Below are 22,820 nucleotides of genomic sequence, written 5' to 3'. Positions count from 1 at the left end.
CCGGGCCGACCGTGGAAGGCAATCAGGCAGTAGCCGCGAGTCCGACGAGGAGCCGGGCCGTGCCCGCGGGGTCGACGAGTTGATGGAGGTGCTCGCCGGGCAGGTGGGCCACACGCCAGCCGCGTTCGCGTGCCTCGGCGGCGACTTCGGCGTACGGAGGGCCGAACAGCAAGTAGGAGCAGGGGTGGTCGTCCCAGCCGTCGGGGATCGGTACGTGCTGCTCGTAGTAGGACAGCGGCAGGGCGGGCTGCTCCTCCACGACCGTCCGCCGCACATCCGGATCGGGGAACATGGGCGCGACGTCTGCTTCGTCCCACCAGTCGGTCCAGCGCGGCAGCGTGCCGTCCACGGCCATCGGGCGGAGGAACTCCAGCAACTCGGGTGAGGCGACGGGGGTTTGCCCGCGGCGGGCCGGTAGCGCGGCGTCCACGAAGATGGAGCCGGTCACCGGACGGTCGAGGCCCGAGCGGATGGCCGGCACGAACAACCCGGCGTTGCTGTGTGCCACCAGCACGACGGGGCTGTCGGCCGGGACCTGTCGGAGGTCGTCGCGGACGGCACTGACCGCACGAGGCCAGAAGGGCGGACCGCCGACGCCGACGTGCAGCAGGGACGGCACGCGTACCCGGTGTCCCGCCGCTGTCAGGCGTTCGGCCACCGGGTGCCAGGTCGAGGGGCCCACGGACGGACTGTGCACGAGAACGAAGATCGGCCGCATGCCACGATCCTGTCGGCCACGGCGTGGGAGGCGCCACCGTCTTGGCCGACAGCAGAAGCCCGGACACGAGCCGGTTCCGGGATGCTCCTCTGCCTGGACCGGCCGGCACAGACTATGTGTGCCGGTGCCATGACTCGGCTCCAAAGAACGGTGCTTGACAACATGCCACTCGCCGTACGGCGCTCCTAGGGTTCCGGCAACCACGACACACCGTCAGGAGCCGATCGTCATGCGTTCCAGCCTCACGGACACCTTCAGAAGCAGATCCGTTCGCGCGCTCACCCTGCTCGCCGTCGGCTCCCTGATCGCGGGCTGCTCCTCCGCGGGCACCGCCGGCACCGCGTCCGCCGGCTCCGACGGCAGGTCCGCCCCCGTGAAGGTGGGGCTGGTCTACTCCCGCAGCGGACTCCTGGCCGCCTACGGCAAGCAGTACGAGGAAGGCTTCAAGGCGGGCCTGGCCTACGCCACGCACGGCACGAACAAGGCCGGCGGCCACCCGATCGAGGTCACCGAACAGGACGACGCGGGCGACCCGGCCAAGGCCGTCGCCGCGGCCAAGTCCCTCGTCGGCAAGGGCCACAAGATCCTCGTCGGCACCACCGACTCCGGTGTGGCACTGCAGATGGCGCCGCTGGCCGCGCAGAACAAGGTGCTGTACGTCAGCGGTCCCGCCGCCACCGACGCGGTCACCGGCGTCAACACCTACACCTTCCGCTCGGGCCGGCAGTCGTACCAGGACATCCTCGCCGCCGGAACCCTGCTCGGCGACGCCAAGGGCAAGAAGGTCACCGTGCTCGCCCAGAACTCCGCGTTCGGACAGGCCAACGTGGCCGCGGTGAAGGCGGTCCTCGGGAAGAAGGGCGCGCACGTCGGCTCCGTGCTGGCCCCGCCGAGCGCCACCGACCTCACGCCCTTCGCCCGCCAGACCAGGGCCGGCAAGCCGGATCTGGTGTTCGTCGCCTGGGCCGGCGCCACCGCGCACGCCCTGTGGACGGCACTGGACCAGCAGGGCGTACTCGACGCCGGCAAGGTCGTCACCGGACTCGCGGGCACCGCCTCGTACCCGATCTTCGGCGCGGCGGGTTCCAAGGTCTCCTTCCTCGCCCACTACTTCCCGGGCGCCGGGGGCGGCAACCCGGTGGAGAAGGCCATGCTCGACGGCATCACCAAGGCCGGCGGCACCCCCGATCTGTTCAGCACCGACGGCTTCACCGCCGCCCAGATGATCGTGCACGCGATCGAGTCCGGCAGCGCCACCGACACCTCCGCCATGGTCAAGGCCCTGGAAGGCTGGAGCTTCGACGGGCCCAAGGGCAAGGAGCAGATCCGCGCGGCGGACCACGCCCTGCTGCAGCCGATGTTCACGGCCCGGCTCAAGGGCGGCGGCAGCACCGCCCGGCCCGAGCTGATCGACAGCATCCCGGTGACAGCGGTCGCGCCACCGACCACGAAGACGGCGGGCTGAGAGGATGACTTCCCCGAACACGACGTCCGCGGGCGCCTCGGGGCCTCCGGACGCCGGGGAGACTCGCACCTCCCCGGAGCCTGTCCTCCGGCTGCGGGACGTCGGCTGGACGATCGGCGGCGCGACCATCGTCGACGATGTCTCCCTCGACGTCCACGAAGGCGAGTTCCTGGCCTTCATCGGTCCCAACGGCGCCGGTAAGACCTCCCTGTTCAACCTGGTCAGCGGGCTCAACCCGGTCTCCCGGGGCACGATCGGACTCGACGGCCGCGATGTCACCACGCAGGCCGTGCCCGCCCGGGCGCGGCGTGGCCTCGGCCGCACCTTCCAGACGTCCAGCCTGTGGCTCGGCATGACGGTCGCCGACCATGTGCGGCTCGCGGCCCAGGCCGCCGACGGCGGCTCCTACCGGGTCTGGCGCCGTGCCGGCACCTACCCCGAGCAGGTCGACCGGGTGCTGGCGCGCACCCAGCTCGCGCACCGCGCCGACACCTGCGCCGGCTCCCTCTCGCACGGTGAGAAGCGAAAGCTGGAGCTCGCCGTTCTGCTCGTCGGCGAGCCCCGGCTGATGCTGCTGGACGAGCCGATGGCGGGCGTGAGCGCCGAGGAGGTGCCCGCGCTGACGGAACTCATCCGGTCGCTGCACAAGGAGGAGGGACGCACCGTGCTCATGGTCGAGCACCACATGGACGTGCTGCTGGACCTGGCCGACCGGCTGGCCGTGATGCACCACGGCACGCTGCTGGCGCTGGACACCCCACAGGCCGTGATGGCGGACCCCACCGTGCAGCAGGCCTACCTCGGGGAGGAGCTGTGACCCCCGCCCCCGCGCCCCTGCTGACCGTACGTGACCTGCGCGTCGTGATCGGGGGCAGGCACATCCTGCACGGCGTCGACCTGGAGGTGGCCTCCTCGGGCACCACCGCCCTGCTGGGCCGCAACGGAGCCGGCAAGACGACCACCGTACGCGGCATCCTCGGCCTCGTTCCGCGGACCGGCAGCGTGCTGCTGGCCGGCGAGGAGACGGTGCGCCTGGCCACCCACGTCCTGGTGCGCCGGGGGATCGGCTACGCCCCCGAGGACCGCGGCGTCTTCGCCGCCCTCAGCGTGGCCGAGAACCTGCGCCTGGCCGAGCGGCCCGGCGCCGGTGAACCGGCCTACGACCTCGTGTACGAGCTCTTCCCGGAACTGAGACGACGCGCACGGCAGGCCGCCGGCACCCTGTCCGGCGGTCAGCAGCAGATGGTCGCCATCGCCAGGACCCTGCTCAACGGGAACCGGCTGATCATCGCCGACGAACCCACCAAGGGCCTGGCGCCCAGGGTGGTCACCGAAGTCGCCCAGGTGCTGGAGCGCGCCGCCGCGGCGGTGCCGGTGCTGCTCGTGGAGCAGAACCTCGCCGTGGTGCGCCGCCTCGCCCGCCACTGCGTCGTCCTCGCCGACGGCCGCACCGCGCACCGGGGCCCCGCCGCCGACCTGTTCGCCGACGCCGAGGCGGCCCGCCGGCTGCTCGGCGTCGGCCGAGCGGGCCACGGCAGCACCGCGACGGCGCCCACCGGCCCGTCCGTTCGCACCGCGGCGCGCCCCGCCGCCAGGACCGCGGAGGCAGACGCCTGATGTCCACCGTCGTACTGCTCGCCTTCACCGGGCTCGGCCTGGGCGCTCTGTACTTCCTGGTGGCGTCCGGCCTGTCGCTGATCTTCGGGCTGATGGACGTGCTCAACTTCGCCCACGGCGCGCTGCTGTCCGTGGGCGCCTACGGCACCTGGTGGGCCGCCTCCGGCCACCTGCCCGGTGCCGGACCCGGAGGGGCCGGGTTCGCCCTCGCCGTCGTCTTCGGCACCGCGGTGGGTACCGCCGCCGCCGTGCTGCTCGAACTCGCCGTGATCCGCCCGCTCTACACCCGGCCCCGCGAGCAGATCCTCGCGACGGTGGGCGTGGGCCTGGCCGTCCCCGCCCTGCTGTCCGCGATCTGGGGGTCCGACGCCCGGCCCTTCCCCGGGCCGAAGGCACTGTCCGGCACCTTCGGCCTGCTGGGTGCCGAAGTGCCGCTCAACCGCCTGGTTCTGATCGGCGCCGCCCTGGTGGTGCTGACCGCGCTCAAGCTGGTCCTCGGCCGCACCCGGCACGGGCTGGTCGTCCGCGCGGGGGTGGAGGACCGGGCGATGGTCACCGCGCTCGGCATCGACGTGCGCAAGGCGTTCACCCTGGTCTTCGCCATCGGCGGCGCGGCAGCGGCCCTCGGGGGTGCCCTCGGCGGCCTCTACTTCGGCTCCGTGGATCCCGAACAGGGCACCTCCCTGCTCATCTTCGCCTTCGTGGTCGTCGTGACGGGCGGCATGGGCTCGCTCACCGGCGCCGCGCTGGCCTCGGTGGCCGTGGGCCTCGTCCAGCAGTTCGCCAACTACTACACCACCGCCGGGCTCGGCGACCTCGCCGTCGTCGTCCTGCTCGCCGCCCTGCTGCTCGTCCGGCCGCGGGGGCTCACCGGGAGGCTCGCATGACCACCGCCACCCAGCCGCGCGGCCGGGCCCGCACGGCGGACCAGCCCGTCGCCACCCGGTCCGGGAGACTGCGGCGCGCCACCCGCTGGTGGCCTGCCCTCCTGCTGGTGGTGCTCCTCACCTTGCCCTTCAGCGCGCTGCCGCTGCCGGGTCTGCTCGACGGCCCGATCGGCGGCCCCGGCAACCTGCAACTGCTCGCCCTGTGCCTGCTCTTCGGGGGCCTGGCCACCGGCTACGACCTGCTGCTCGGCCGCACCGGACTGCTGTCCTTCGGACACGCGCTGTACTTCGCCGCGGGCACCTACGTCACCAACACCGTGATGCTGGAGGCCGGCCTGCCGCTCGCTGTGTCCGCGCTGCTCGGCCTGGTCTCGGGGGCCGCGCTGTCCGCCCTGCTGGGCGCGGTCAGCCTACGCGTCAGCGGCATCGGGTTCTCCATGGTGACCCTGGCCTTCGCGCAGGCCGCGTCGATCCTCGTGCAGCGCGATCCCGGAGGCGTCACCGGCGGCGAGGAGGGCCGGGCCGCGCCCGTGGCCAAGCTGCCCGCCCCGCTGGTCGGCATCGAGCACACCGCCAACCTGTACTGGATCGCCCTGGCCTACCTCGTAGTGGTGCTGGCCGTCGTGCGGTGGGCGGTCCGCTCGCCCCTCGGCAGGGTCTGGGAGGGCATCAAGGAGAACGAGCGCCGGGTGGAGGTGCTGGGGCTGCGCCCGTACGGTTTCAAGCTGGCCGCCTTCGTCCTGGCGGGCACTCTCGCCGCGCTCGGCGGCATCGTGTACCTGCTGCTGACAGGCGGTGCCACCCCCCGGACGACCACCTCCGACTTCACCCTGTCCCTGCTGGTGATGGTGGTGCTGGGTGGTTCCGGCACCCGGTGGGGCCCCATGGTCGGCGGCATTCTCTACACCTGGGCCGACCACAGGCTCGGCGATCTGGCCGGCTCGGGCGCGGTCGCCGGTCTGCCCTCCGTGGTCCGTGTGCCGCTCTCGCAACCGCTGTTCCTGCTCGGCGCGCTGTTCGTCGCGGTGATATACCTGCTTCCCGGCGGCGTGGCGCGGCTCCCGGCGCGGCTGCGCGCCGCCCGTACGCCCCGCGCCGCCGCGGACCGCGAGGAGGTCCTCCCGTCATGAGCCGCACTCCTCGGAACGAGGCGACGGCCCGTCAGGACGCGGCCGCTCTCGCGCCCACCCGTTCGGGCGTCAGTCACCCGACAGCAGGTGCAGACGCAGGGCGAGTTGGAGTTCCAGGGCGTGCGCGGGGGTGTTCCAGTCGGGGCCGAGCAGCGCCTGGATGCGGTCCAGACGCTGCACAACGGTGTTCACATGCACGTGCAGCTCCTCCTTCGCCCGGGTCAGGCTCCCGCCGCAGTCGAAGTAGGCGCGCAGCGTGCGGACCAGTTGGGTGCCGCGCCGGGCGTCGTACTCCAGCAGCGGTCCCAGGGCGGCGGTGACGAAGCCGTCCACATCGTGACTGTCGCCCAGCAGCACGCCGAGCAAGCCGAGTTCGGCGACGCTCGCCCAACGCCTGTCGCGGCCGAGCACCCGCAGGGCCCGCAGGCAGCGCAAGGCCTCGGCGTGCGCGTCGGCGACGGCCTGCGGTCCGGCGGCCGGCCCGGCGCCGGCCACCGTGACCGGTACGCCGGTCAGCCGGCCGAGCTGCCCGGCCGCGACGCGGGCCGCCTCACCCGGCCCCGTGCCGTCGTACGGGAGCAGCACAACCACGACGCCCTCGTGTTCCGCGCTGACGCCGCCCCACCCGAAGAGGTACTGCACGACGGCGTCGGCAAGCCGCTCCCGGGCTGCTTCACCGGCCCGGGCGACGAGCAGGACATGAGGCTGGTCGAGGTCGAAGCCGAGGCGGCGGCCGCGGGCCACCAGGCCGGCCGGATCGCGGTCGGGCGCGGTGAGCAGATCGGTGATCAGATCGCCGCGTACGCGGTTCTCGGTCTCCGCGACCGAACGCCTCAGCAGGAGCAGCAGCGAGGTCACGACGCTGCTGCGCTCGAACAGACGCCGGTCGGGGCCGTCGAGATCGGGCCGCCCGTACAGGACCAGACAGCCCAGCAGTTCCTGCCCGGCCAGCACCGCGCAGACCCAGCGCCCGTCACGGAACACCGCGTGGGCGGCCGCACGCGAGCTCTCCGCTGCCGCGACCAGCGCCGCCGCCTCCCGTGCGCCACCGCTGTCGTCCCTGCCGCCGGTGAACGCGCCGCCGTGCCCGCCGACCGCGGTGAGGGGCCACCCGGAGCCGTCGTGGACCGCGACGTCCCCCCGCAGCAGAGCGGCCACGGCGGCGGCCACGTCCGGGACGTCGCCGCCGCGCAGCACCAGATCGGTGAGCCGGTCATGCGATTCCTCGGCACGCTGCATGGCGGCGGAGTGTTCCCCGGATCACGGCGTTGGCCTCGGCCAGTTCGGCCAGCGCGACGCGTGCGTCGGCCATGGCCTTGGCGGTGTCGATGGCGGCGTGGTCGGCCAGCGAGCACAGCAGGGCGACCTCTTCCGGGGCGAAGGTGCGTGGGGTGCGGTCCGCGGCGAAGAGCGCCCCGATGACCTGGCCGCCGTTTCCCGCCCCGAGCAGCAGTGGCACGCCGAGGATCGCGACCAGGCCCTCGTCAAGGACCCCGGCGTCGATGCTTCCGGTGTGCAAAAAGCGTTCGTCGGTGCGGTAGTCCGGGGAGGCGTAGGGGCGGGCGGTCTGCGCGACCAGACCGCCGAGGCCCTCGCCCAACTGCAGGCGCAGATTCTGGAACAGCTCCGACACCGAGCCGTCGGTGACCCGCATGTAGGTGTCCCCGGCCTCCTCGTCGGGCAGCGTGAGGTAGGCCGTGTCGGCGCCCAGGAGCAACCTGGCCCGCCGGACGATCGAGCGCAGCACAGCGTCGAGGTCACGCAGGGCCGCCAGATCGCCGGCGGTGTCGAAGAGCGCGGTCAGCTCCGCCTCCCGGCGCCGGTGCTGCCGAAGCGTGGTCTGGACGCGCAGCGCGGCTTCGGTGGCCAGTTCGACCTCCGCGAGGTCCGGGGCGGCGGCACCGCTGCGCCGGGCCTCGACGGCGACGGCGCCGAGGTCTTCGGCGGGGGCGCCGGCGGCGAGGAGTTCAAGCAGCCGGCGCAGGTGACGGGCGACGGAGACGGGCTTGTGCGGCATGGGCGGCAACCGTTGCGAAGTCGGTGGGCAGTGGCGTCGGCGCACGGCCGACGAGGCAACGGCCGAAGAGGGTCGGGGCCTCCCCGGCCGGAAGGCCCCGGCCCTCCGGCCGGGGAGCGGTGCCGGACTGTCAGGCCGACGTGGCCGTCCGGCGGTCCGGGGTGCCCTGTGCGGCGGAGCCGTCCGGCTCGATCGCGGCCAGGTCCCTGCCGCGTGTCTCACGGGAGGCGACGACGGCGATCACGGTGATCAGGGCGGCGAGACCCACGTACACCGAGATCGGGGTGGAGTTGCCGTAGGCGCCGAGCAGCGCGGTGGCGATCAGCGGGGCGGGGGCGCCGGCCGCCACCGAGGAGAGCTGGGCCCCGATGGAGGCGCCGGTGTAGCGCATCCGGGTGGCGAACAGTTCGGAGAAGAACGCCGCCTGAGGCGCGTACATGGCGCTGTGGAAGATCAGGCCGACGGTGACGGCCAGGAGCAGCGCCGGGAACGACTTGGTGTCGAGCAGGGCGAAAAAGGCCCACGACCACAGGCCCACGCCGACCGCGCCCACCAGGTACACGGGCTTGCGGCCGATCCGGTCGGAGAGCGCGCCGAACAGCGGGATCAGGCAGAACTGCACGGCGGAGCCGATCAACACCGCGTTCAGCGACGTCTGCTTGTCGATCTTCAGGTGCTCGACGCAGTAGGCGAGGACGAAGGCGGTGATCACGTAGTACGAGATGTTCTCGGCCATCCGCGCGCCCATCGCGACCAGGACGTCCCGCCAGTGGTTGCGCACGACCGCGACGAACGGCGGTTGCTCGGCCCGCTGCTCCGCCTTGCGGCGCTCGGCCTTGGCCAGCGCCTCCTTGAACAGCGGGGACTCGTCGACGGACAGCCGGATCCACAGACCGATCACGACCAGCACGGCGGAGAGCAGGAACGGCACCCGCCAGCCCCAGGAGTCGAACGCGTCGTCGCTGAGCACGGTGGTCATCAGGGAGAGCACCCCGACGGCGAGCAGGTTGCCGGCCGGTGCGCCGCCCTGCGGCCAGGACGCCCAGAAGCCGCGTCGCTTCGCGTCACCGTGTTCGGACACCAGCAGCACCGCCCCGCCCCACTCGCCGCCGAGGGCGAAGCCCTGAACCAGGCGCAGCGTGGTCAGCAGCAGGGGAGCCGCGACACCCATCGTGTCGTAGCCGGGGACACAGCCGATCAGGGCGGTGGAAAGGCCCATCATCAGCAGGCTGATCACCAGGAGCTTCTTGCGTCCGAGGCGGTCGCCGTAGTGGCCGAAGACCACAGCGCCGATCGGGCGGGCGGCGAAGCCGATGGCATAGGTGAGGAAGGACAGCAGGGTGCCGGTCAGCGGGTCTGTCTCGGGGAAGAAGACGCGGCCGAAGACGAGGGCGGCGGCCGAGCCGTAGAGGAAGTAGTCGTACCACTCGATGGTGGTGCCGATGAGGCTGGCGGCGACGATCTTGCGCAGACCGCCCGCTTTTCCGGAGGAGTCCGGGCCGTTCACCGCGTTGTGAGCGCTGGACATGGTTGTCACCGTTTCGGAGTGGGAGGGGAGCGGAACCGCCGGATCTGACCGGTGCCAGGGAGCGGGGAGGGGGGGCGGATGAACCATGCCTGACGTACCGTCAGCGCGTCGTCCAGCCGCCGTCCAGGTGCTTGGCGGCCTCGGCGGCCCGGTCCGCCACGGAGACCTCGCCACCGGCCACGGCGAAGCCCTCGGCGCAGGCCCGGCCGATTCCGCCGGCTGCGCCGGTGACGAGAACCTTGCGGCCGATGAGGAACCGGTTCGAGGCCGGCTCGGGCCTGTCGGCGTCACCGGGCCCGGGACGCGGGGGCGAGCCCTCGTCGGAGCTCTTGGTGCTGTCCATGGCCGAACACGGTAGGGAGGAACCGTGAGGTGAGACATGTGGGTCGTCAATATATTCTCGAGGCGGGACATGGGTTCCGCAACCATGTGTCGGCAGTTGGCCGACGCCCCGGGCGGGCCCGGCCCTGCCCGTCCGGGCGACCCGGCAAGCGCCAAGGGAACCGGCCCGCGCGGCCCGTCGCATGTCACAGCGTCACCGCTGACACCATGGGTGCACGAGCCACGCCGGGCACCGCGGTCCTGGCTGTCCCGCACATGTCGTGGAGGGGCGGACCGGTCGTACGGTCCGCTTCCAGCAAGCCGGTACGGCAGCGGGCCGGATGCGGCCGGGTGCCGCGCCGGCCGGCCGAAGTGACGGGCGCGGGACGGAGCCGGGCGGGGTGGGACTGCCGGGCGGCGCGCCGGGCCCGCGTCCCCCCACCCCACAACTCATCGGAGTCGCAGCATGCTTCACTCCACCTGGCGCGGATATTTCCGGCGGGTCGCACTGGCCGCCGCACTGGGCGCCTTCGCCGCGTGCCTCACCGCCGTCACCCCCCTCGCGCCGAGCGCGACGGCCGCCGGTACCCTCCAGCAGGTCACCGGCTTCGGCTCGAACCCCGGCAACCTGGCCATGTACGAGTACGCGCCGGCCGAACTGCCGGCCGGCGCACCGCTGGTCGTGGCTCTGCACGGGTGCACCCAGTCGGCGAGCGACTACCACACGCACTCCGGCTGGCAGAAGTTCGCCGACCAGTGGGGCTTCGCCGTGGTCTATCCGCAGACCGGCCCGGCCAACAACAGTCTTTCCTGCTTCAGCTGGTTCGACTCGACCAAGGACACCAGGGGCAGGGGCGAGGCGGCCTCGATCATGCAGATGGTCGACACCGCCGTGGCGCAGTACGGCTCGGACCGCGGCCGGATCTTCGTCACCGGCCTGTCCGCCGGCGGCGGCATGACCGCGAACCTGCTCGCCGACTACCCGGACGTGTTCGCGGGCGGCGCCGTCGACTCCGGCATCCCCGCGCAGTGCGCCACCACGCAGACCGCCGCGTCCGGATGCCAGTACGGCAACCAGAACCTCAGCCCGAAACAGTGGGGCGACAAGGTCCGCAACTCCTACCCGGGGTACTCGGGCCCGTGGCCTCGGGTCGCGGTCTGGCAGGGGTCGTCCGACACCACCGTCGCCCCGGTCAACGGCACCGAACTGCGCGATCAGTGGACCGACGTCTGGGGCATCGGCCAGACGGCCTCCAGCACCCGGAACCTGACCGGCGGCACCACCGAGAGCATCTACGACGACGGCACCGGCAAGCCCGCCGTCGCCCTGTTCTCGGTCTCCGGCATGGCGCACGGCCTCGCGGTGAACCCCGGTTCGGGAGCCGACCAGTGCGGCAGCACGGGGACCTACTACCTGAATCACATCTGTTCCAGCTACCACACCGCGAAGTTCTGGGGCCTGGACGGCCGCGGCGACCAGGACGGCACCGGTTCCCTGCCCGCCCCGCCCGGTCTCACGGTGACCGGCACCACCGGCACCGGCGCCTCGCTGTCGTGGAACTCCGTCAGCGGCGCCGCCTTGTACAACGTCTACCGCAACGGCACGAAGGCCGGTTCAGCGACGGGCACCACGTACACCGACACCGGCCTGGCCCCCGGCACCTCCTACAGCTACACCGTCGCCGCGGTCGATTCCTCCGGCGCCGTCGGCGCGTCGTCCGCGCCGGTCACGGCGACGACGGCAGGCACCGCGCCGAGGTGCTACACCGCCAACAACTACAACCATGTACAGGCCGGACGAGCCCACCAGAGCGGCGGCTACACCTACGCCAACGGCTCCGACCAGAACATGGGCCTGTACAACGTCGCCGTCACCCACACGCTGAAGGAGACCTCCCCGGGCTACTTCGTCATCGCCGACTCCGGCTGCTGAACCCGCAGGAGCCACCATGCCTGCGCCGGCCAGAACCAGCCGACGCAGGCCCGCGCCCGACAGCGGCCCGGGACGTGGTCGGCGAGGCCGACGCCCGCGTCGGCCAGGGGCCCTTGCAGCAGCTTCCCCAAGGCCCCGCTCGCTCTCACACGGAACAAGAGGGGCGAACCGGCCTCAGTCGGTCGAGGAGCCGGGGACTCCCTGGCTGTGGCTGGGGATTCCGGTCTGCTCCGGGCTCTGGGCGGGTGCGGGGATCCGGTCCGTGGCGGAGGGGGCGGCGAAGACCTCGTCGAGGGTGGTCGCGTCGATGGCGCGGTCGAACCAGAGATCCAGGACCGGCATGTCCGTACAGGTGGTGACGCGCTGTCGGGCCTCCTCCGTCATCGGGAAGCCACGGCGCTCCATCAGGCGCGGCCCAGCGGGCCAGGGTCACGCACCCCTCGGTGCAGGGGCCGCCGCACGCCTTCACGAACGAGGCCCCGATGATGTCGAGCGCGTAGAGGTTGGTTCCGTTCTGCGTCTCTGCACCTTCGAGCTCGTCTGAACCCGGCCAGGACCGGCCGCCGCCCCCGTGCGGGCGGGAGTGCACGGGAGGGGCGACGGCCGCCCGCCCGTTCCCGCCGTGGCTCCGGGCGGCGGGAACGGGCGGCGGGAACGGGCGGTTCTCCTCGCTCTCCCTGACGTCTGAGTGGCGGTCGGACGGGGTGGGGACGAGTACGGCACCGCGCCATGCCGTCAGCGCTGCAGTGTCAGCAGACCCGGGCGGTAGGGCAGGAGGCCGTAGTCGCCGCCGGAGTTGGGGCTGCGTCCCTGGTAGAGCAACTGTAGATTGCAGGGATCGACGGTCATGGTCTGATCGGCGCTGGTGCGGATCAGTTCGCCATGGCTGATGTCGTTGGTCCAGGTGGCGCCACTGTTGGCCTTGCCGGCGAAGGGATTGCTCTCGGTCGCGGCCTGGGGTGTCCATGAGCCGTTCAGACTGGTGGCCGTGAACGAGCGGAAGTACCGGCCCTGCGAGCCGATCGCCTCGACGATCATGAGGTAACGGTTCTGGCCCTGCAGCTTGTAGACCTGCGGCGCTTCGAACAGGTTGTTCGTCGTATCGCTCATGATCACTGTCGAGGCCGAGCCGAAGCTGCCCGGGAAGTTCCCGATCGGCATACTGGCCCGATAGATCTTGCCGTTGTCGCCGGCGAAGAACAGGTACATGTTCGTGCCGTCACCGATGAGTGTCTGGTCGATGGGCCCTGTTCCCGAGCCGGAGATGCTTCCGGAGAAGAGCACCTGCTCGGACGACCAGCCGTTCGGGTTGGTGGGGTCGCTCGACGTCCGGTAGGAGAAGGCGGTTCCGCCCCACTGGTAGGCGAGCACCCAGATGTTCTTCGGCGCGAAGTAGAAGAGCGTGGGTGCGACGGTGGAATTGGACATCGTGTTCTGGCTGGCCGATGCCATCTCCGACCAATTGGTGAACAGGCCGAAGTTCATCGAACCCCACCTCGTCCCCGTGTCGTGCGTGGTCGCATAGACGAGTTGTCTGCCGTTGTAGGGGACGACGGTGAAGTCCTTGAGCGAGACCCACCCCTGCTTGGGCTGCGCCAGCGCGCCCGTTGATGTCCAGCGGTAGGCCGACGGGAGATCACACGGGCCGGGGGTGTCGGCGCCGGCCTTGACGAGCTGCCACTGCTGGTTGGTGCCACCCCAGTCGTCGTACTGGACGATGTTCGCGTTGTCGGCGGTGGAGGCGCCCTGTACTTCGAGGGCCTTGTTGCTGTGGCGCGAGATGAGCCTCACGTAGCCGTCCGCGCTGTCGGCCAGCCGCCACTGCTGGTTGGTGCCGTTGAGGTCGGCCCACTGGACGATCGAGCCGCCGTTGGCGGTGGACCAGTTGTAGACGTCCAGCACCTTGCCCGAGTGACGGGACTTGATGCGGTAGTAGCCGTTCCCGGAATCGACGAACTGCCACTGCTGCTGGTTCTGGTTGTTCCTGGTCCACTGGGTGATGCGGGCGCCGTCGTCGGTCGCCATGTTGTAGACGTCCAGGGCTTTGCCGCTGTTGCGGTTGACCAGCACATACGAGGCGTTGGGGTCTACGGTCGCGGCCTCGGCGGGCTGGGCACCCAGGAAGGTGGCCACGAGCAGCAAGGGCGCGAGGACGCCGAGTAAGCGTCTTGGACGGACCGGGGACGGGTGGCGAAACCGCATCAGAGGGCCTCCTTGAGGATGGAGAGGGGTGACGCCGATGAACCGCGGAGCGGCTGTGCCGGGGACGGGGAAGTTTCGAAAGTTTCGAAGTCATCCCGGTTCGGTGACGCCACAAGCTAGGAAGGCAGGGCCCTTTGGTCAAGGTGTGTCGCCGATCTGTCCACAAACAGTTCGTTCCCTTCGGGCATGACGAGCTGTCACAGCGACCGCAAACCCCCCGCAAGTTCGCGATGCGCTCGCCAGTCCAGGGTCCCGCCCGGCTCGACGGGGATTCGAAAGTTTCGGCCGAAGAATAGAAACTCTTCTCACCGAGGGATTGACGAGTCGCCGTCAATCCCTCAATCATCCTGTCTGGTAGACCGACCGTAGGCCGAGATTTCGAACAGCATTGGCCTGGGCGGACTGCGCTGCACGGCAGAGCCGCGCACGGCTGCACGACAGATCCGCGCCCCACAACACCTGCGCCACCCCGTTCTTCGTTCCGGTGAGGCTCGCACCGACGCGTCCTGACGCTTCGTACGGTCGGAGAGGTATGCGACGCCGCGTGACGCCCCCCGGCTGAGCCGCGATGGAGTACCCCGTGCCTGTGTCGAGAGACCGCTGTCGCCCGGCATACGTCACTCGGCGGCCGACCGGGCGCCGTCCGTGCCCGTTGAGATCCTCCCGGGTCCCATGACCGCGGTGTCCGGTGATTCCGTCATTTCTACCTTGGAGGCACAGCCATGGGCTCCTTTGCCCTTCCCAGACCCGTCGTCCGACGGAAGATCCGCGTTGTGCTGCTGGCGCTGGTCGCCGGCGTCCTCGGCGTGGTCGCCGCACTGGTCTCGCCGCCGACCGCACACGCGGCCGAGAGCACGCTCGGCGCCGCGGCGGCGCAGAGCGGCCGTTACTTCGGCACCGCCATCGCCTCGGGCAGGCTGGGCGACTCGGCGTACACGACGATCGCGGGCCGTGAGTTCAACATGGTGACGGCCGAGAACGAGATGAAGATCGACGCCACCGAACCGCAACGGGGCCAGTTCAACTTCACCGCCGGTGACCGTGTCTACAACTGGGCGGTGCAGAACGGCAAGCGGGTGCGCGGCCACACCCTGGCCTGGCACTCCCAGCAGCCCGGCTGGATGCAGAGCCTCAGCGGCAGCGCACTGCGCCAGGCGATGATCGACCACATCAACGGCGTGATGGCCCACTACAAGGGCAAGATCGCCCAGTGGGACGTCGTGAACGAGGCCTTCGCCGACGGCAACTCGGGCGGCCGCCGCGACTCCAACCTGCAGCGCACCGGCAACGACTGGATCGAGGTCGCCTTCCGCACCGCGCGCGCCGCCGACCCGGCCGCCAAGCTCTGCTACAACGACTACAACATCGAGAACTGGACCTGGGCCAAGACCCAGGGCGTGTACAACATGGTCCGGGACTTCAAGTCGCGCGGCGTGCCGATCGACTGCGTCGGCCTCCAGTCGCACTTCAACAGCGGCAGCCCCTACAACAGCAACTTCCGCACCACGCTCCAGAACTTCGCCGCCCTCGGCGTCGACGTGGCCATCACCGAACTCGACATCCAGGGCGCCTCGGCCACGACCTACGCCAACGTGGTCAACGACTGCCTGGCCGTCCCGCGCTGCCTCGGCATCACCGTCTGGGGGGTGCGCGACAGCGACTCCTGGCGATCGGGGGACACGCCGCTGCTGTTCAACAACGACGGCAGCAAGAAGGCTGCCTACACCGCCGTCCTCAACGCACTCAACGGCGGTTCCACCACACCGCCGCCGGCGGACGGCAACACGATCAAGGGCGTCGGTTCGGGCCGCTGCCTGGACGTGCCCAACGCCAGCACCACCGACGGCACCCAGGTCCAGCTGTGGGACTGCCGCAACGGCACCAACCAGCAGTGGACGTACACCGACGCCGGTGAGCTCAGGGTCTACGGCAACAAGTGCCTGGACGCCGCCGGCACCGGCAACGGCGCCAAAGTCCAGATCTACAGCTGCTGGGGCGGCGACAACCAGAAGTGGCGCCTCAACTCCGACGGGTCCATCGTCGGCGTCCAGTCCGGCCTCTGCCTCGACGCCGTAGGAGCCGGCACCGCCAACGGCACCCTGATCCAGCTCTACTCCTGCTCGAACGGCAACAACCAACGCTGGACCCGCGCCTGACAAGACCTGTACCAAGACATCCTTGATGATCGCGAGGGTCGCCGCCACGGCGGCGACCCTCGCGATCGGCATGGCCTGATGGGCGGCGTCACAACCGTCCGGTCCCCGCGGAAGTGCAGGCAGGTGGCCTTCTCCTCTGGTCCTCCCAGCCGGTGTGCGGTGTCGGGACGAACACTTCAGCAGAACGACACCGCAGCCGTGGTCCCCGGGCCGGCTGATTCACCCCGAACCGGAGCGGCACCCGGGCCGCGACCCAAACGGACAACCGAGAACCGGAACGTTCGCCTGGACTCGCTTCACGGCGCCCGGCGGCTCGAAGGGAAGACGCTTCCGTGCATATGTACGACAACCCTGTGATCAGCGGGTTCCACCCCGATCCGAGCGTGTGCCGGGTCGGTGACGACTACTACCTGGTGTGCTCCAGCTTCGAGTACTTCCCCGGGCTGCCGCTCTTCCACAGCAAGGACCTCGTGCACTGGGAGCAGATCGGCAACGTGCTCGACCGACCCGGGCAACTGCCGCTGCCCCTCCCCGGCGCCAAGGCGTCCGGAGGCCTCTACGCCCCCACGATCCGTCACCACGACGGCCGCTACTGGGTCATCAACACCAACATCGACGGTGGCGGCAACTTCGTCGTCTCGGCCGAGCGGCCCGAGGGGCCGTGGAGCGACCCGGTGTGGATCGACCTGTCCGGGATCGACCCCGACCTGGCGTGGGAGGAGGACGGCACCTGCTGGTGCGCCTTCTCCGGCCCCGAAGGGGGCATCAACATGGCCAGGATCGACCCGGTCAAGGGCGAGGTGCTGGAGGGGCCTTTCGCCACGTGGTCGGGCAGCGGACTCAAGTACCCCGAGGCGCCGCACCTCTACCGCATCGGCGACTGGTGGTACCTGCTGATCGCTGAAGGCGGCACGGAACGCGGCCACAGCGTGTCCATGGCCCGCGGCCGCTCGCCGCGCGGCCCCTGGGAGGGCGCACCCGCCAACCCCCTGCTGTCCCACAGCGGTACCGCCCGCTCCATCCAGAACACCGGCCACGCCGACCTGGTGGAGGCTCCCGACGGCAGCTGGTGGATGGTGCTGCTCGGCGTCCGCCCCCGCGGCTTCACACCCGACGTGCACGTGCTCGGCCGCGAGACGTTCCTGACCCCCGTGGAGTGGGACGAGGACGGCTGGCCCGTCGTCGCGCCCGTTCCCGAGAGCCACGCGGCCCCGGGCGGTGCCTGGCATCCCGTTCCGGCCCCGCCCGCCCGCGACGACTTCGACGGGCCCGCTCTCGCGCCGCACTGGATCTCGCCGTTCGCCCGTCCGGAGGGCTCCTGGTCGCTCACCGAGCGCCCCGGCCGGCTGGTCCTCAGCGCCACCGGCCCCACCCTCGACCGGCCCGGGTACACCTTCGTCGGCCGCCGCCAGCAGCACCACGACTGCCGCGTCACCGCCGTGATCGACCCGGGTACGGGACGCGGTGGTCTCTGCGTGCGCCTGGACGAGGCCCACCATTACGAGGTGGAGGCCGGGGACGGGGAGGTCGGCGTCGTCGCCCGGATCGGGCCGCTGCGCCAGACAGTGGCCCGCCGGCCGGTCCCGGCCGGGCCGCTGCCCCTCACGGTGACGATCCGGACGTCAGGCCTCGTGCCCGCGTCGCCCGAACTCACCGACGGCGGGACCACGGGTCCCGACACCATCGCCTTCTGGCTCGGCGATCCCGACGCTCCGGACGCCCGGCCGCTCGCCGAACTGGACGGTCGCTACCTGTCCACCGAGGTCGCCTGCGGCTTCACCGGCCGTGTGATCGGCATGTACGCCACGGAGGGCGCGGTCGCCTTCGACTGGTTCGAGTACGCCCCGGCCCCGGCAGCGTCCGTGTGACGCTCGGTGTGCGGGCGGGTGCCGCACCCTGATGAGGGGCACCCGTCCGCAGCCGGCTCGACCCCGGCTGAGGTGCCTCCCCGGCGCCCCGGACAGCCTCCTCGCCGGTTAATCTGTCCCCCATGCCCCCCCGACCAGCCGGATCGCGCCCCACACTGTCCTTGGTGGCCAAGACCGCCGGTACGAGCGTGCCCACCGTGTCCAAGGTGCTGCGAGGCGGAACCGATGTCTCGGCGGAGACGCGCGCGAAGGTCATGGAAGCCGTGCAAGCCGTCGGCTACACCCGCCGGGCCGGGCCCAAGGGCGAAAGCGTGCGGGACGAGAGCGGCTTGTCCAACGTGCTCGATCTCGTGGTCACCCACTTCGAGGGGTCATGGGCGAACCTGCTGATAGCAGGGGTCGGACGAGAAGCGGCAGCAGCGGGACTCGATGTCGTGCTGACCCTCGCCGAGCCTCACAGCGACTGGGTGTCGCGGGTGCTGAGAAGGCGCACCATCGGCGCGATCGGGACGCTGGTCGATCCCGCCTCGGCGCAGTTCGGCGCGCTCTTCGCCGCAGGCGTCCCCGTGGTGCTGATCGACCCGATGAGCACACCGCCGTCAGGCGTGGCAAGCATCGGCGTGGCGAACTGGGAAGGCGGCCGTATGGCCGCTGAGCACCTTCTGTCCCTCGGCCATGTGCGGATGGGGGTGGTCGCCGGCCATGCCCGCCATCTCTTCAGCCGGGCGCGCGTCGACGGTTTCCGTGCGGCGGCCGACACGGCGACCGCCGGCAGTGCCACGGTGTCGGTGGCCCACGGTGGATGGAATCGCGCCAAGGCGACGACCGCCACCCACACCCTGCTCGACGGCGACCCGGGAATCACGGGGATCTTCGCCTGCGCGGACTCCATGGGACTCGGCGTCTACGACGCATTGGCTGCCCGGGGCCTGCGGATTCCCGAGGACATCAGCGTCATCGGCTTCGACGACCTGCCCGAGGCGCAGTACATCACCCCCGGGCTGACGACCGTCAGACAGCCCAGCACCGAGTTGGGCGCCGCGGCGGTCAAGCTCCTGATCGAGCTCTCCCGGGGCGAAGACGGCGGTGCTCGGTCCCCCGCCCGCATGAAGCTGGCCACCGAGCTGGTCGTCCGGGCCTCCACCGGACCCGCCCCGGCAACCGCAGCGCAACGCCGATGAAGCGGGCAGGCGTGTTCCGGTCGGTCTCATCGCGGTGCTGTCGTCACGACCTGGAGGACGAGGCGGCTCGGATGGGCAGCGCCATGACGGACCGTGTATTCCGCCGCGGTGGGCTCCGCGGTCGCCCCGGCCGGATCGAAGGCATTGCGTCCGACGTCCCAGCGGGGTGACGACGGGCCGGATCGCCGCGCCGGAGGGGGGCCGGCTCCTGAACGGGGCTCGTGTCGTCGCTCACCGGAGGGCGACCGCCGTCCACGACGTCGGGGGCAGTTCGATGGTGAGCAGGCCGTCGGCGAGTGCCGCGCCGGCGTTCGCGGCCGGGGTCACCCGGTCCTGCTGGGCGAGCGTGTTCTTCGCGTACACGTCGGAGTCGGCGAGCGTGACCGCCTCGGTGATGCGCGAGGAGCCGAAGCCGCGCACATCGATCGTGACCCGCGCGGCTTCCGCCAGGTCGCGGTTGACGAGGAAGACCGCGGCCCGGCCCTCGTCGACGGTCGCGACGGCGTCGACGACGGATGCCTCGCCGTAGCGCGCCGTTTCGTACGTCGGCGCCTCGATCAGGGGCCGGATCACCTCGCCGGAGGCGAGCCGGCTCGTGATCGAGAACGGGTAGAAGGTCGTCTGGCGCCAGGCCGGGCCGCCGGGCTCGGTCATGATCGGGGCGATCACGTTGACGAGCTGTGCGAGGGATGCCGAGGTGACGCGGTCGCTGCGGCGCAGGAGCGTCATCAGCAGGTTGCCGACCACGACGGCGTCCGCCACCGTGTAGGTGTCCTCCAGGAGCCGGGGGGCGTGGCGCCACTCGTCGTGGATCTTCTCGGACTCCTGGTGCTCCTTGAGGTACCAGACGTTCCACTCGTCGAAGGAGACGTTGATCTTCTTGTTGGAGCGTTTCTTGTGCCCCACGTGGTCGGCCGTCGCGACGACGGTGTCGATGAAGTAGTCCATGTCGGTCGCCGAGGCGAGGAAGGAGCCGAGGTCGCCGTCGTGCTCCTGGTAGTACGCGTGGCACGAGACGTAGTCGACGTGGTCGTAGCTGTGCTCGAGTACGGTGCGCTCCCAGTCGCCGAACGTCGGCATGGTGGATCCGGAGGAGCCGCAGACGACGAGTTCGAGGTCCTGATCGGCCCTCTTCATCGCGGCGGCGGTGCGGGCGGCCGTCTTGCCGTAGTCGTCCGCCGTCATGAACCCGGTCTGCCAGGGGCCGTCCATTTCGTTGCCGAGGCACCACATGCGCACGTTGTGCGGTTCCGGTGTGCCGTTGGCGATGCGCAGGTCCGACAGCGCCGTGCCGGATGGGTGGTTGGCGTACTCGAGCAGGTCCAGGGCGGGCAGGATGCCCCGCGTGGCCACGTTGACCGCCAGCATCAGCTCGGAGTCGGTGAGCTTGAGCCATCTGGCGAACTCGTCGAGGCCGACCTGGTTCGATTCGAGCGAGCGCCAGGCGAGGTCGCGGCGTACCGGGCGTTCTTCACGTGGGCCGACGGAGTCTTCCCAGCGGAACCCGGAGACGAAGTTGCCGCCCGGGTAGCGGATGGTCGTGCTGCCGAGCTCTCTGACGAGTTCGACGACGTCCATGCGGAACCCGTCATCGTTCGCGCTCGGGTGTCCGGGCTCGTAGAGCCCGGTGTACACGCAGCGGCCGAGGTGCTCGACGAACGAGCCGAAGGTGCGGCGCCGGACAGGAGCGATGACGGCCTGCCTGTCGAGTTCGATGTGGGCGCGGGGCAATGCTGCGGTCCTTTCCGGGAGATGGCGCGGGGTGTCACGGGCTGGGTGGTGCCGTCGGTCAGCGGCTCGCCCCTGCCGAAAAGGCACGGCAGGGGCAGGCGTGGGACGGTCCGGTTCAGGTCCTGGTACCGGTGTCAGCCCTTCACGGCGCCGGTGAGGCCGCCGACGATGCGCCTCTCGAAGATCGAGAAGAAGATCAGTGCGGGCAGCATGGCGAGTGAGGTGAAGGCGAGAACCTTCGCGGTGTCCGTGGAGTACTGCGAGGAGAACACCTGGACGCCGAGCGGCAGGGTGTAGTTCGCCTGCGAGTTGAGGACGTACAGGGGCAGGAGGTAGTTGTTCCAGCTGCCGACGAATCCGAGGATGCCGACGGTGACCACACCGGGCAGCGACAGCGGGACCACCATGCGGAAGAAGAATCCGAGTCGGCTCATGCCGTCGAGCGCGGCGGCCTCCTCGATCTCGTTCGGGATGGCCCTGAGGAACGGCACGAGGATGATGACGGTCATCGGCAGGCCGAAGGCGATCTGCGGGATGATCACGCCGAGCAGGTTGTCGACGAGGCCGAGGTCCTTGATGACGAGGTACAGCGGAGTGATCGCGACGACCATCGGGAACATCAGGCCCGCGGCGAACAGGGAGTACATCGCGCCCTTGAGCTTGAAGTCGTAGCGTGCGATCACGAAGCTCACCATCAGGCCGAGGGCGACGATGCCGACGGTGCTGGTGATCGCGACGATGAGGGAGTTGGCGAACTCGCCCCAGAACACCGTCGACTTCAGGATGCCGATGTAGTTGCCGACCACCCAGGGGCGCGGCAGGGCGGCCGGGTCCGTGGTGATCTGCGAGTTGGTGCGGAATCCGCCGAGCACGATGTAGAGCACCGGTGCGATGCAGACGCCGACGAAGAGCAGCGCGATGAAGTAGGTGACGGGGTTGCCCCACTTCTGCGGCTTGTCGCGGTTGCCGCGGCGGCCGGTGGGTGCCTTCGGCTCCGGCGCGGGGGACATCCGGGAGGTGGCGGTCGTCGCGCTCATCACACGGTCCCTTCGGTGACGGCGCCCCTGAGGTCGCGGCGCAGGACGAAGCGCTGGTAGATCAGCGCGACGATGAGCGAGATCACGAACATCACGACCGCGACGGCGCTGCCGTAGCCGTAGTTGCCCGCGTTGCGGCCCTGGGCGAGCATGTAGATCGCCATGGTCGAGGTGCCCGCCGTGCCCGAGACGTACTGGCCCCAGATGATGTAGACGAGGTCGAACAACTGCAGCGAGCCGATGATCGACAAGAAGGCCCAGATGCGGATCGTCGGTCCCAGCAGCGGCAGCGTGATGCGGCGCTGGATCTGCCAGTAGGAGGCACCGTCGATCTGCGCGGCCTCGAAGATCTCGTCGGGGATCGACTGCAGGCCGGCGAGCATCAGGATCACCGCGAAGCCGATGTACTTCCACGTGATGATGGCCATCAGCGTCCAGATGGCCAGGCCCGGGTCGGCGATCCAGTCGGCTTCCAGGGAGCCGAGGCCGATCCGGTGCAGCAGGTCGTTGAGGGCTCCGTTGCTCTGGAGCATCAGGCTCCAGCCGGTGCCGACGATGACCTCCGAGATGATGTAGGGCACGAAGAGCAGGACGCGGATGATCGAGCGGCCGCGGATCTTCTGGTTGAGCAGGAGCGCGAGGACGATCGCCAGCGGACCCTGGATGACCAGTGAGAGCACCAGGATCAGGCCGTTGTGCCACAGGACGTCGTGGAACGCGGGGTCGGTGAGGATCAGCTTGTAGTTGTTCAGGCCGACCCAGTCGGTGGGCTCTCCGTAGCCCTTCCACTGGTAGAAGCCGTAGTACGCGGCGAGCGCGACCGGGAAGATCACGAACGCCAGGAACGTGATGATCGCCGGTGCGGACAGGACCGCGATCTCCAGTCGCTTCCTGGCACGGCCTCGGCGGTGCGCAGCCGCTGGCGGCGGAGCCGGGGGCACGGACGTGGCCGCGTCCCCGTCTCCGGGCGTGCCCTGCGACTGGCGGCCGTCGGCCGTGTCAGTGCCCAGGGTGTCGCTCATGTCTGCT

At 70.6% G+C, this 22,820-nt stretch carries 17 protein-coding genes and 2 pseudogenes; 9 read left to right on the top strand and 10 right to left on the bottom strand.

Annotation, left to right across the window (positions count from 1 at the left end; translation table 11 throughout):
- Positions 1–22: 22 nt before the first annotated feature.
- The gene (locus ACIOWN_RS05680; protein ID WP_401980585.1) at positions 23–718 is read right to left on the bottom strand and encodes an alpha/beta hydrolase; all 696 of its coding nucleotides are present in this window, start codon (positions 716–718) and stop codon (positions 23–25) included.
- A gap of 229 nt (positions 719–947) precedes the next feature.
- Here ACIOWN_RS05680 and ACIOWN_RS05675 point away from each other — a divergent pair, with 229 nt between their 5' ends.
- From ACIOWN_RS05675 to ACIOWN_RS05655, 5 genes are read left to right on the top strand one after another with little or no spacing between them, the layout of a single operon-like run.
- Positions 948–2,183, top strand: a complete 1,236-nt coding sequence (locus ACIOWN_RS05675; protein WP_401980582.1) for a substrate-binding domain-containing protein — start codon at positions 948–950, stop codon at positions 2,181–2,183.
- Positions 2,184–2,187: 4 nt separating this feature from the next.
- Positions 2,188–3,000 (top strand): ABC transporter ATP-binding protein, encoded by an 813-nt coding sequence (locus tag ACIOWN_RS05670; RefSeq protein ID WP_401980580.1) that lies wholly within the window; start codon positions 2,188–2,190, stop codon positions 2,998–3,000.
- Positions 2,997–3,800 (top strand): ABC transporter ATP-binding protein, encoded by an 804-nt coding sequence (locus ACIOWN_RS05665; RefSeq protein WP_362352993.1) that lies wholly within the window; start codon positions 2,997–2,999, stop codon positions 3,798–3,800. Before ACIOWN_RS05670 ends, ACIOWN_RS05665 begins: the two co-directional genes overlap by 4 nt.
- Positions 3,800–4,687 (top strand): branched-chain amino acid ABC transporter permease, encoded by an 888-nt coding sequence (locus tag ACIOWN_RS05660; protein WP_362352995.1) that lies wholly within the window; start codon positions 3,800–3,802, stop codon positions 4,685–4,687. The genes ACIOWN_RS05665 and ACIOWN_RS05660 overlap by 1 nt, the downstream gene beginning before the upstream one ends.
- Positions 4,684–5,817 carry a branched-chain amino acid ABC transporter permease gene (locus ACIOWN_RS05655; protein ID WP_362352997.1) on the top strand — a complete coding sequence of 378 codons (1,134 nt, stop codon included), beginning with the start codon at positions 4,684–4,686 and terminating at the stop codon, positions 5,815–5,817. The genes ACIOWN_RS05660 and ACIOWN_RS05655 overlap by 4 nt, the downstream gene beginning before the upstream one ends.
- Positions 5,818–5,886: 69 nt before the next feature.
- Here ACIOWN_RS05655 and ACIOWN_RS05650 read toward each other — a convergent pair.
- The 3 genes and pseudogenes from ACIOWN_RS05650 to ACIOWN_RS05640 form a co-directional block, all read right to left on the bottom strand.
- Positions 5,887–7,834 (bottom strand): annotated as a pseudogene (locus ACIOWN_RS05650) (helix-turn-helix domain-containing protein).
- A gap of 130 nt (positions 7,835–7,964) precedes the next feature.
- Complete coding sequence (locus ACIOWN_RS05645; protein WP_362352999.1) at positions 7,965–9,362, bottom strand: MFS transporter; 1,398 nt, start codon at positions 9,360–9,362, stop codon at positions 7,965–7,967.
- 100 nt (positions 9,363–9,462) lie between these two features.
- On the bottom strand, positions 9,463–9,705 hold the full coding sequence (locus tag ACIOWN_RS05640) for an SDR family NAD(P)-dependent oxidoreductase (protein WP_401980575.1): 243 nt from the start codon (positions 9,703–9,705) through the stop codon (positions 9,463–9,465).
- Positions 9,706–10,149: 444 nt separating this feature from the next.
- Here ACIOWN_RS05640 and ACIOWN_RS05635 point away from each other — a divergent pair, with 444 nt between their 5' ends.
- On the top strand, positions 10,150–11,616 hold the full coding sequence (locus tag ACIOWN_RS05635) for a PHB depolymerase family esterase (RefSeq protein WP_401980572.1): 1,467 nt from the start codon (positions 10,150–10,152) through the stop codon (positions 11,614–11,616).
- 174 nt (positions 11,617–11,790) lie between these two features.
- Here the strand turns inward: ACIOWN_RS05635 and ACIOWN_RS05630 are convergent, their stop codons facing one another.
- The 3 genes and pseudogenes from ACIOWN_RS05630 to ACIOWN_RS05620 form a co-directional block, all read right to left on the bottom strand.
- A complete protein-coding gene (locus tag ACIOWN_RS05630; RefSeq protein ID WP_362353113.1) occupies positions 11,791–12,021 on the bottom strand; it encodes a hypothetical protein in 231 nt (76 codons plus the stop codon).
- A pseudogene (locus ACIOWN_RS05625) lies at positions 12,020–12,103 on the bottom strand (DUF397 domain-containing protein); the annotation flags it as partial. The gene ACIOWN_RS05630 and the pseudogene ACIOWN_RS05625, both read right to left, overlap by 2 nt.
- 248 nt (positions 12,104–12,351) lie before the next feature.
- On the bottom strand, positions 12,352–13,818 hold the full coding sequence (locus tag ACIOWN_RS05620; protein WP_362353003.1) for a non-reducing end alpha-L-arabinofuranosidase family hydrolase: 1,467 nt from the start codon (positions 13,816–13,818) through the stop codon (positions 12,352–12,354).
- Between the two features lie 722 nt (positions 13,819–14,540).
- Between ACIOWN_RS05620 and ACIOWN_RS05615 the strand changes: the two genes are divergently transcribed.
- The 3 genes from ACIOWN_RS05615 (at position 14,541) to ACIOWN_RS05605 (ending at position 19,023) form a co-directional block, all read left to right on the top strand.
- The gene (locus ACIOWN_RS05615; RefSeq protein ID WP_362353005.1) at positions 14,541–15,974 is read left to right on the top strand and encodes an endo-1,4-beta-xylanase; all 1,434 of its coding nucleotides are present in this window, start codon (positions 14,541–14,543) and stop codon (positions 15,972–15,974) included.
- A 338-nt stretch (positions 15,975–16,312) separates the two neighbouring features.
- Entirely contained in the window at positions 16,313–17,842 is a 1,530-nt protein-coding gene (locus tag ACIOWN_RS05610) for a glycoside hydrolase family 43 protein (protein ID WP_362353007.1), read from the top strand.
- Positions 17,843–18,006: 164 nt separating this feature from the next.
- Positions 18,007–19,023 carry a LacI family DNA-binding transcriptional regulator gene (locus ACIOWN_RS05605; RefSeq protein ID WP_362353009.1) on the top strand — a complete coding sequence of 339 codons (1,017 nt, stop codon included), beginning with the start codon at positions 18,007–18,009 and terminating at the stop codon, positions 19,021–19,023.
- A 231-nt stretch (positions 19,024–19,254) separates the two neighbouring features.
- On the opposite strand, the gene ACIOWN_RS05600 is transcribed toward ACIOWN_RS05605, so the two are convergent.
- From ACIOWN_RS05600 to ACIOWN_RS05590, 3 genes are all read right to left on the bottom strand, one after another.
- Complete coding sequence (locus ACIOWN_RS05600; protein ID WP_362353010.1) at positions 19,255–20,754, bottom strand: alpha-N-arabinofuranosidase; 1,500 nt, start codon at positions 20,752–20,754, stop codon at positions 19,255–19,257.
- A gap of 134 nt (positions 20,755–20,888) precedes the next feature.
- Positions 20,889–21,791 (bottom strand): carbohydrate ABC transporter permease, encoded by a 903-nt coding sequence (locus tag ACIOWN_RS05595; protein ID WP_362353012.1) that lies wholly within the window; start codon positions 21,789–21,791, stop codon positions 20,889–20,891.
- Positions 21,791–22,813, bottom strand: a complete 1,023-nt coding sequence (locus ACIOWN_RS05590) for a sugar ABC transporter permease (RefSeq protein WP_362353014.1) — start codon at positions 22,811–22,813, stop codon at positions 21,791–21,793. Before ACIOWN_RS05590 ends, ACIOWN_RS05595 begins: the two co-directional genes overlap by 1 nt.
- Positions 22,814–22,820: the final 7 nt, after the last annotated feature.

The organism is Streptomyces sp. NPDC087787, from assembly GCF_044743035.1.
In the GTDB taxonomy this organism is placed as follows: Bacteria; Actinomycetota; Actinomycetes; order Streptomycetales; family Streptomycetaceae; genus Streptomyces.
Note: the sequence above shows the minus strand (reverse complement) of the source record. Positions and strands in the feature narration are given on the sequence as shown.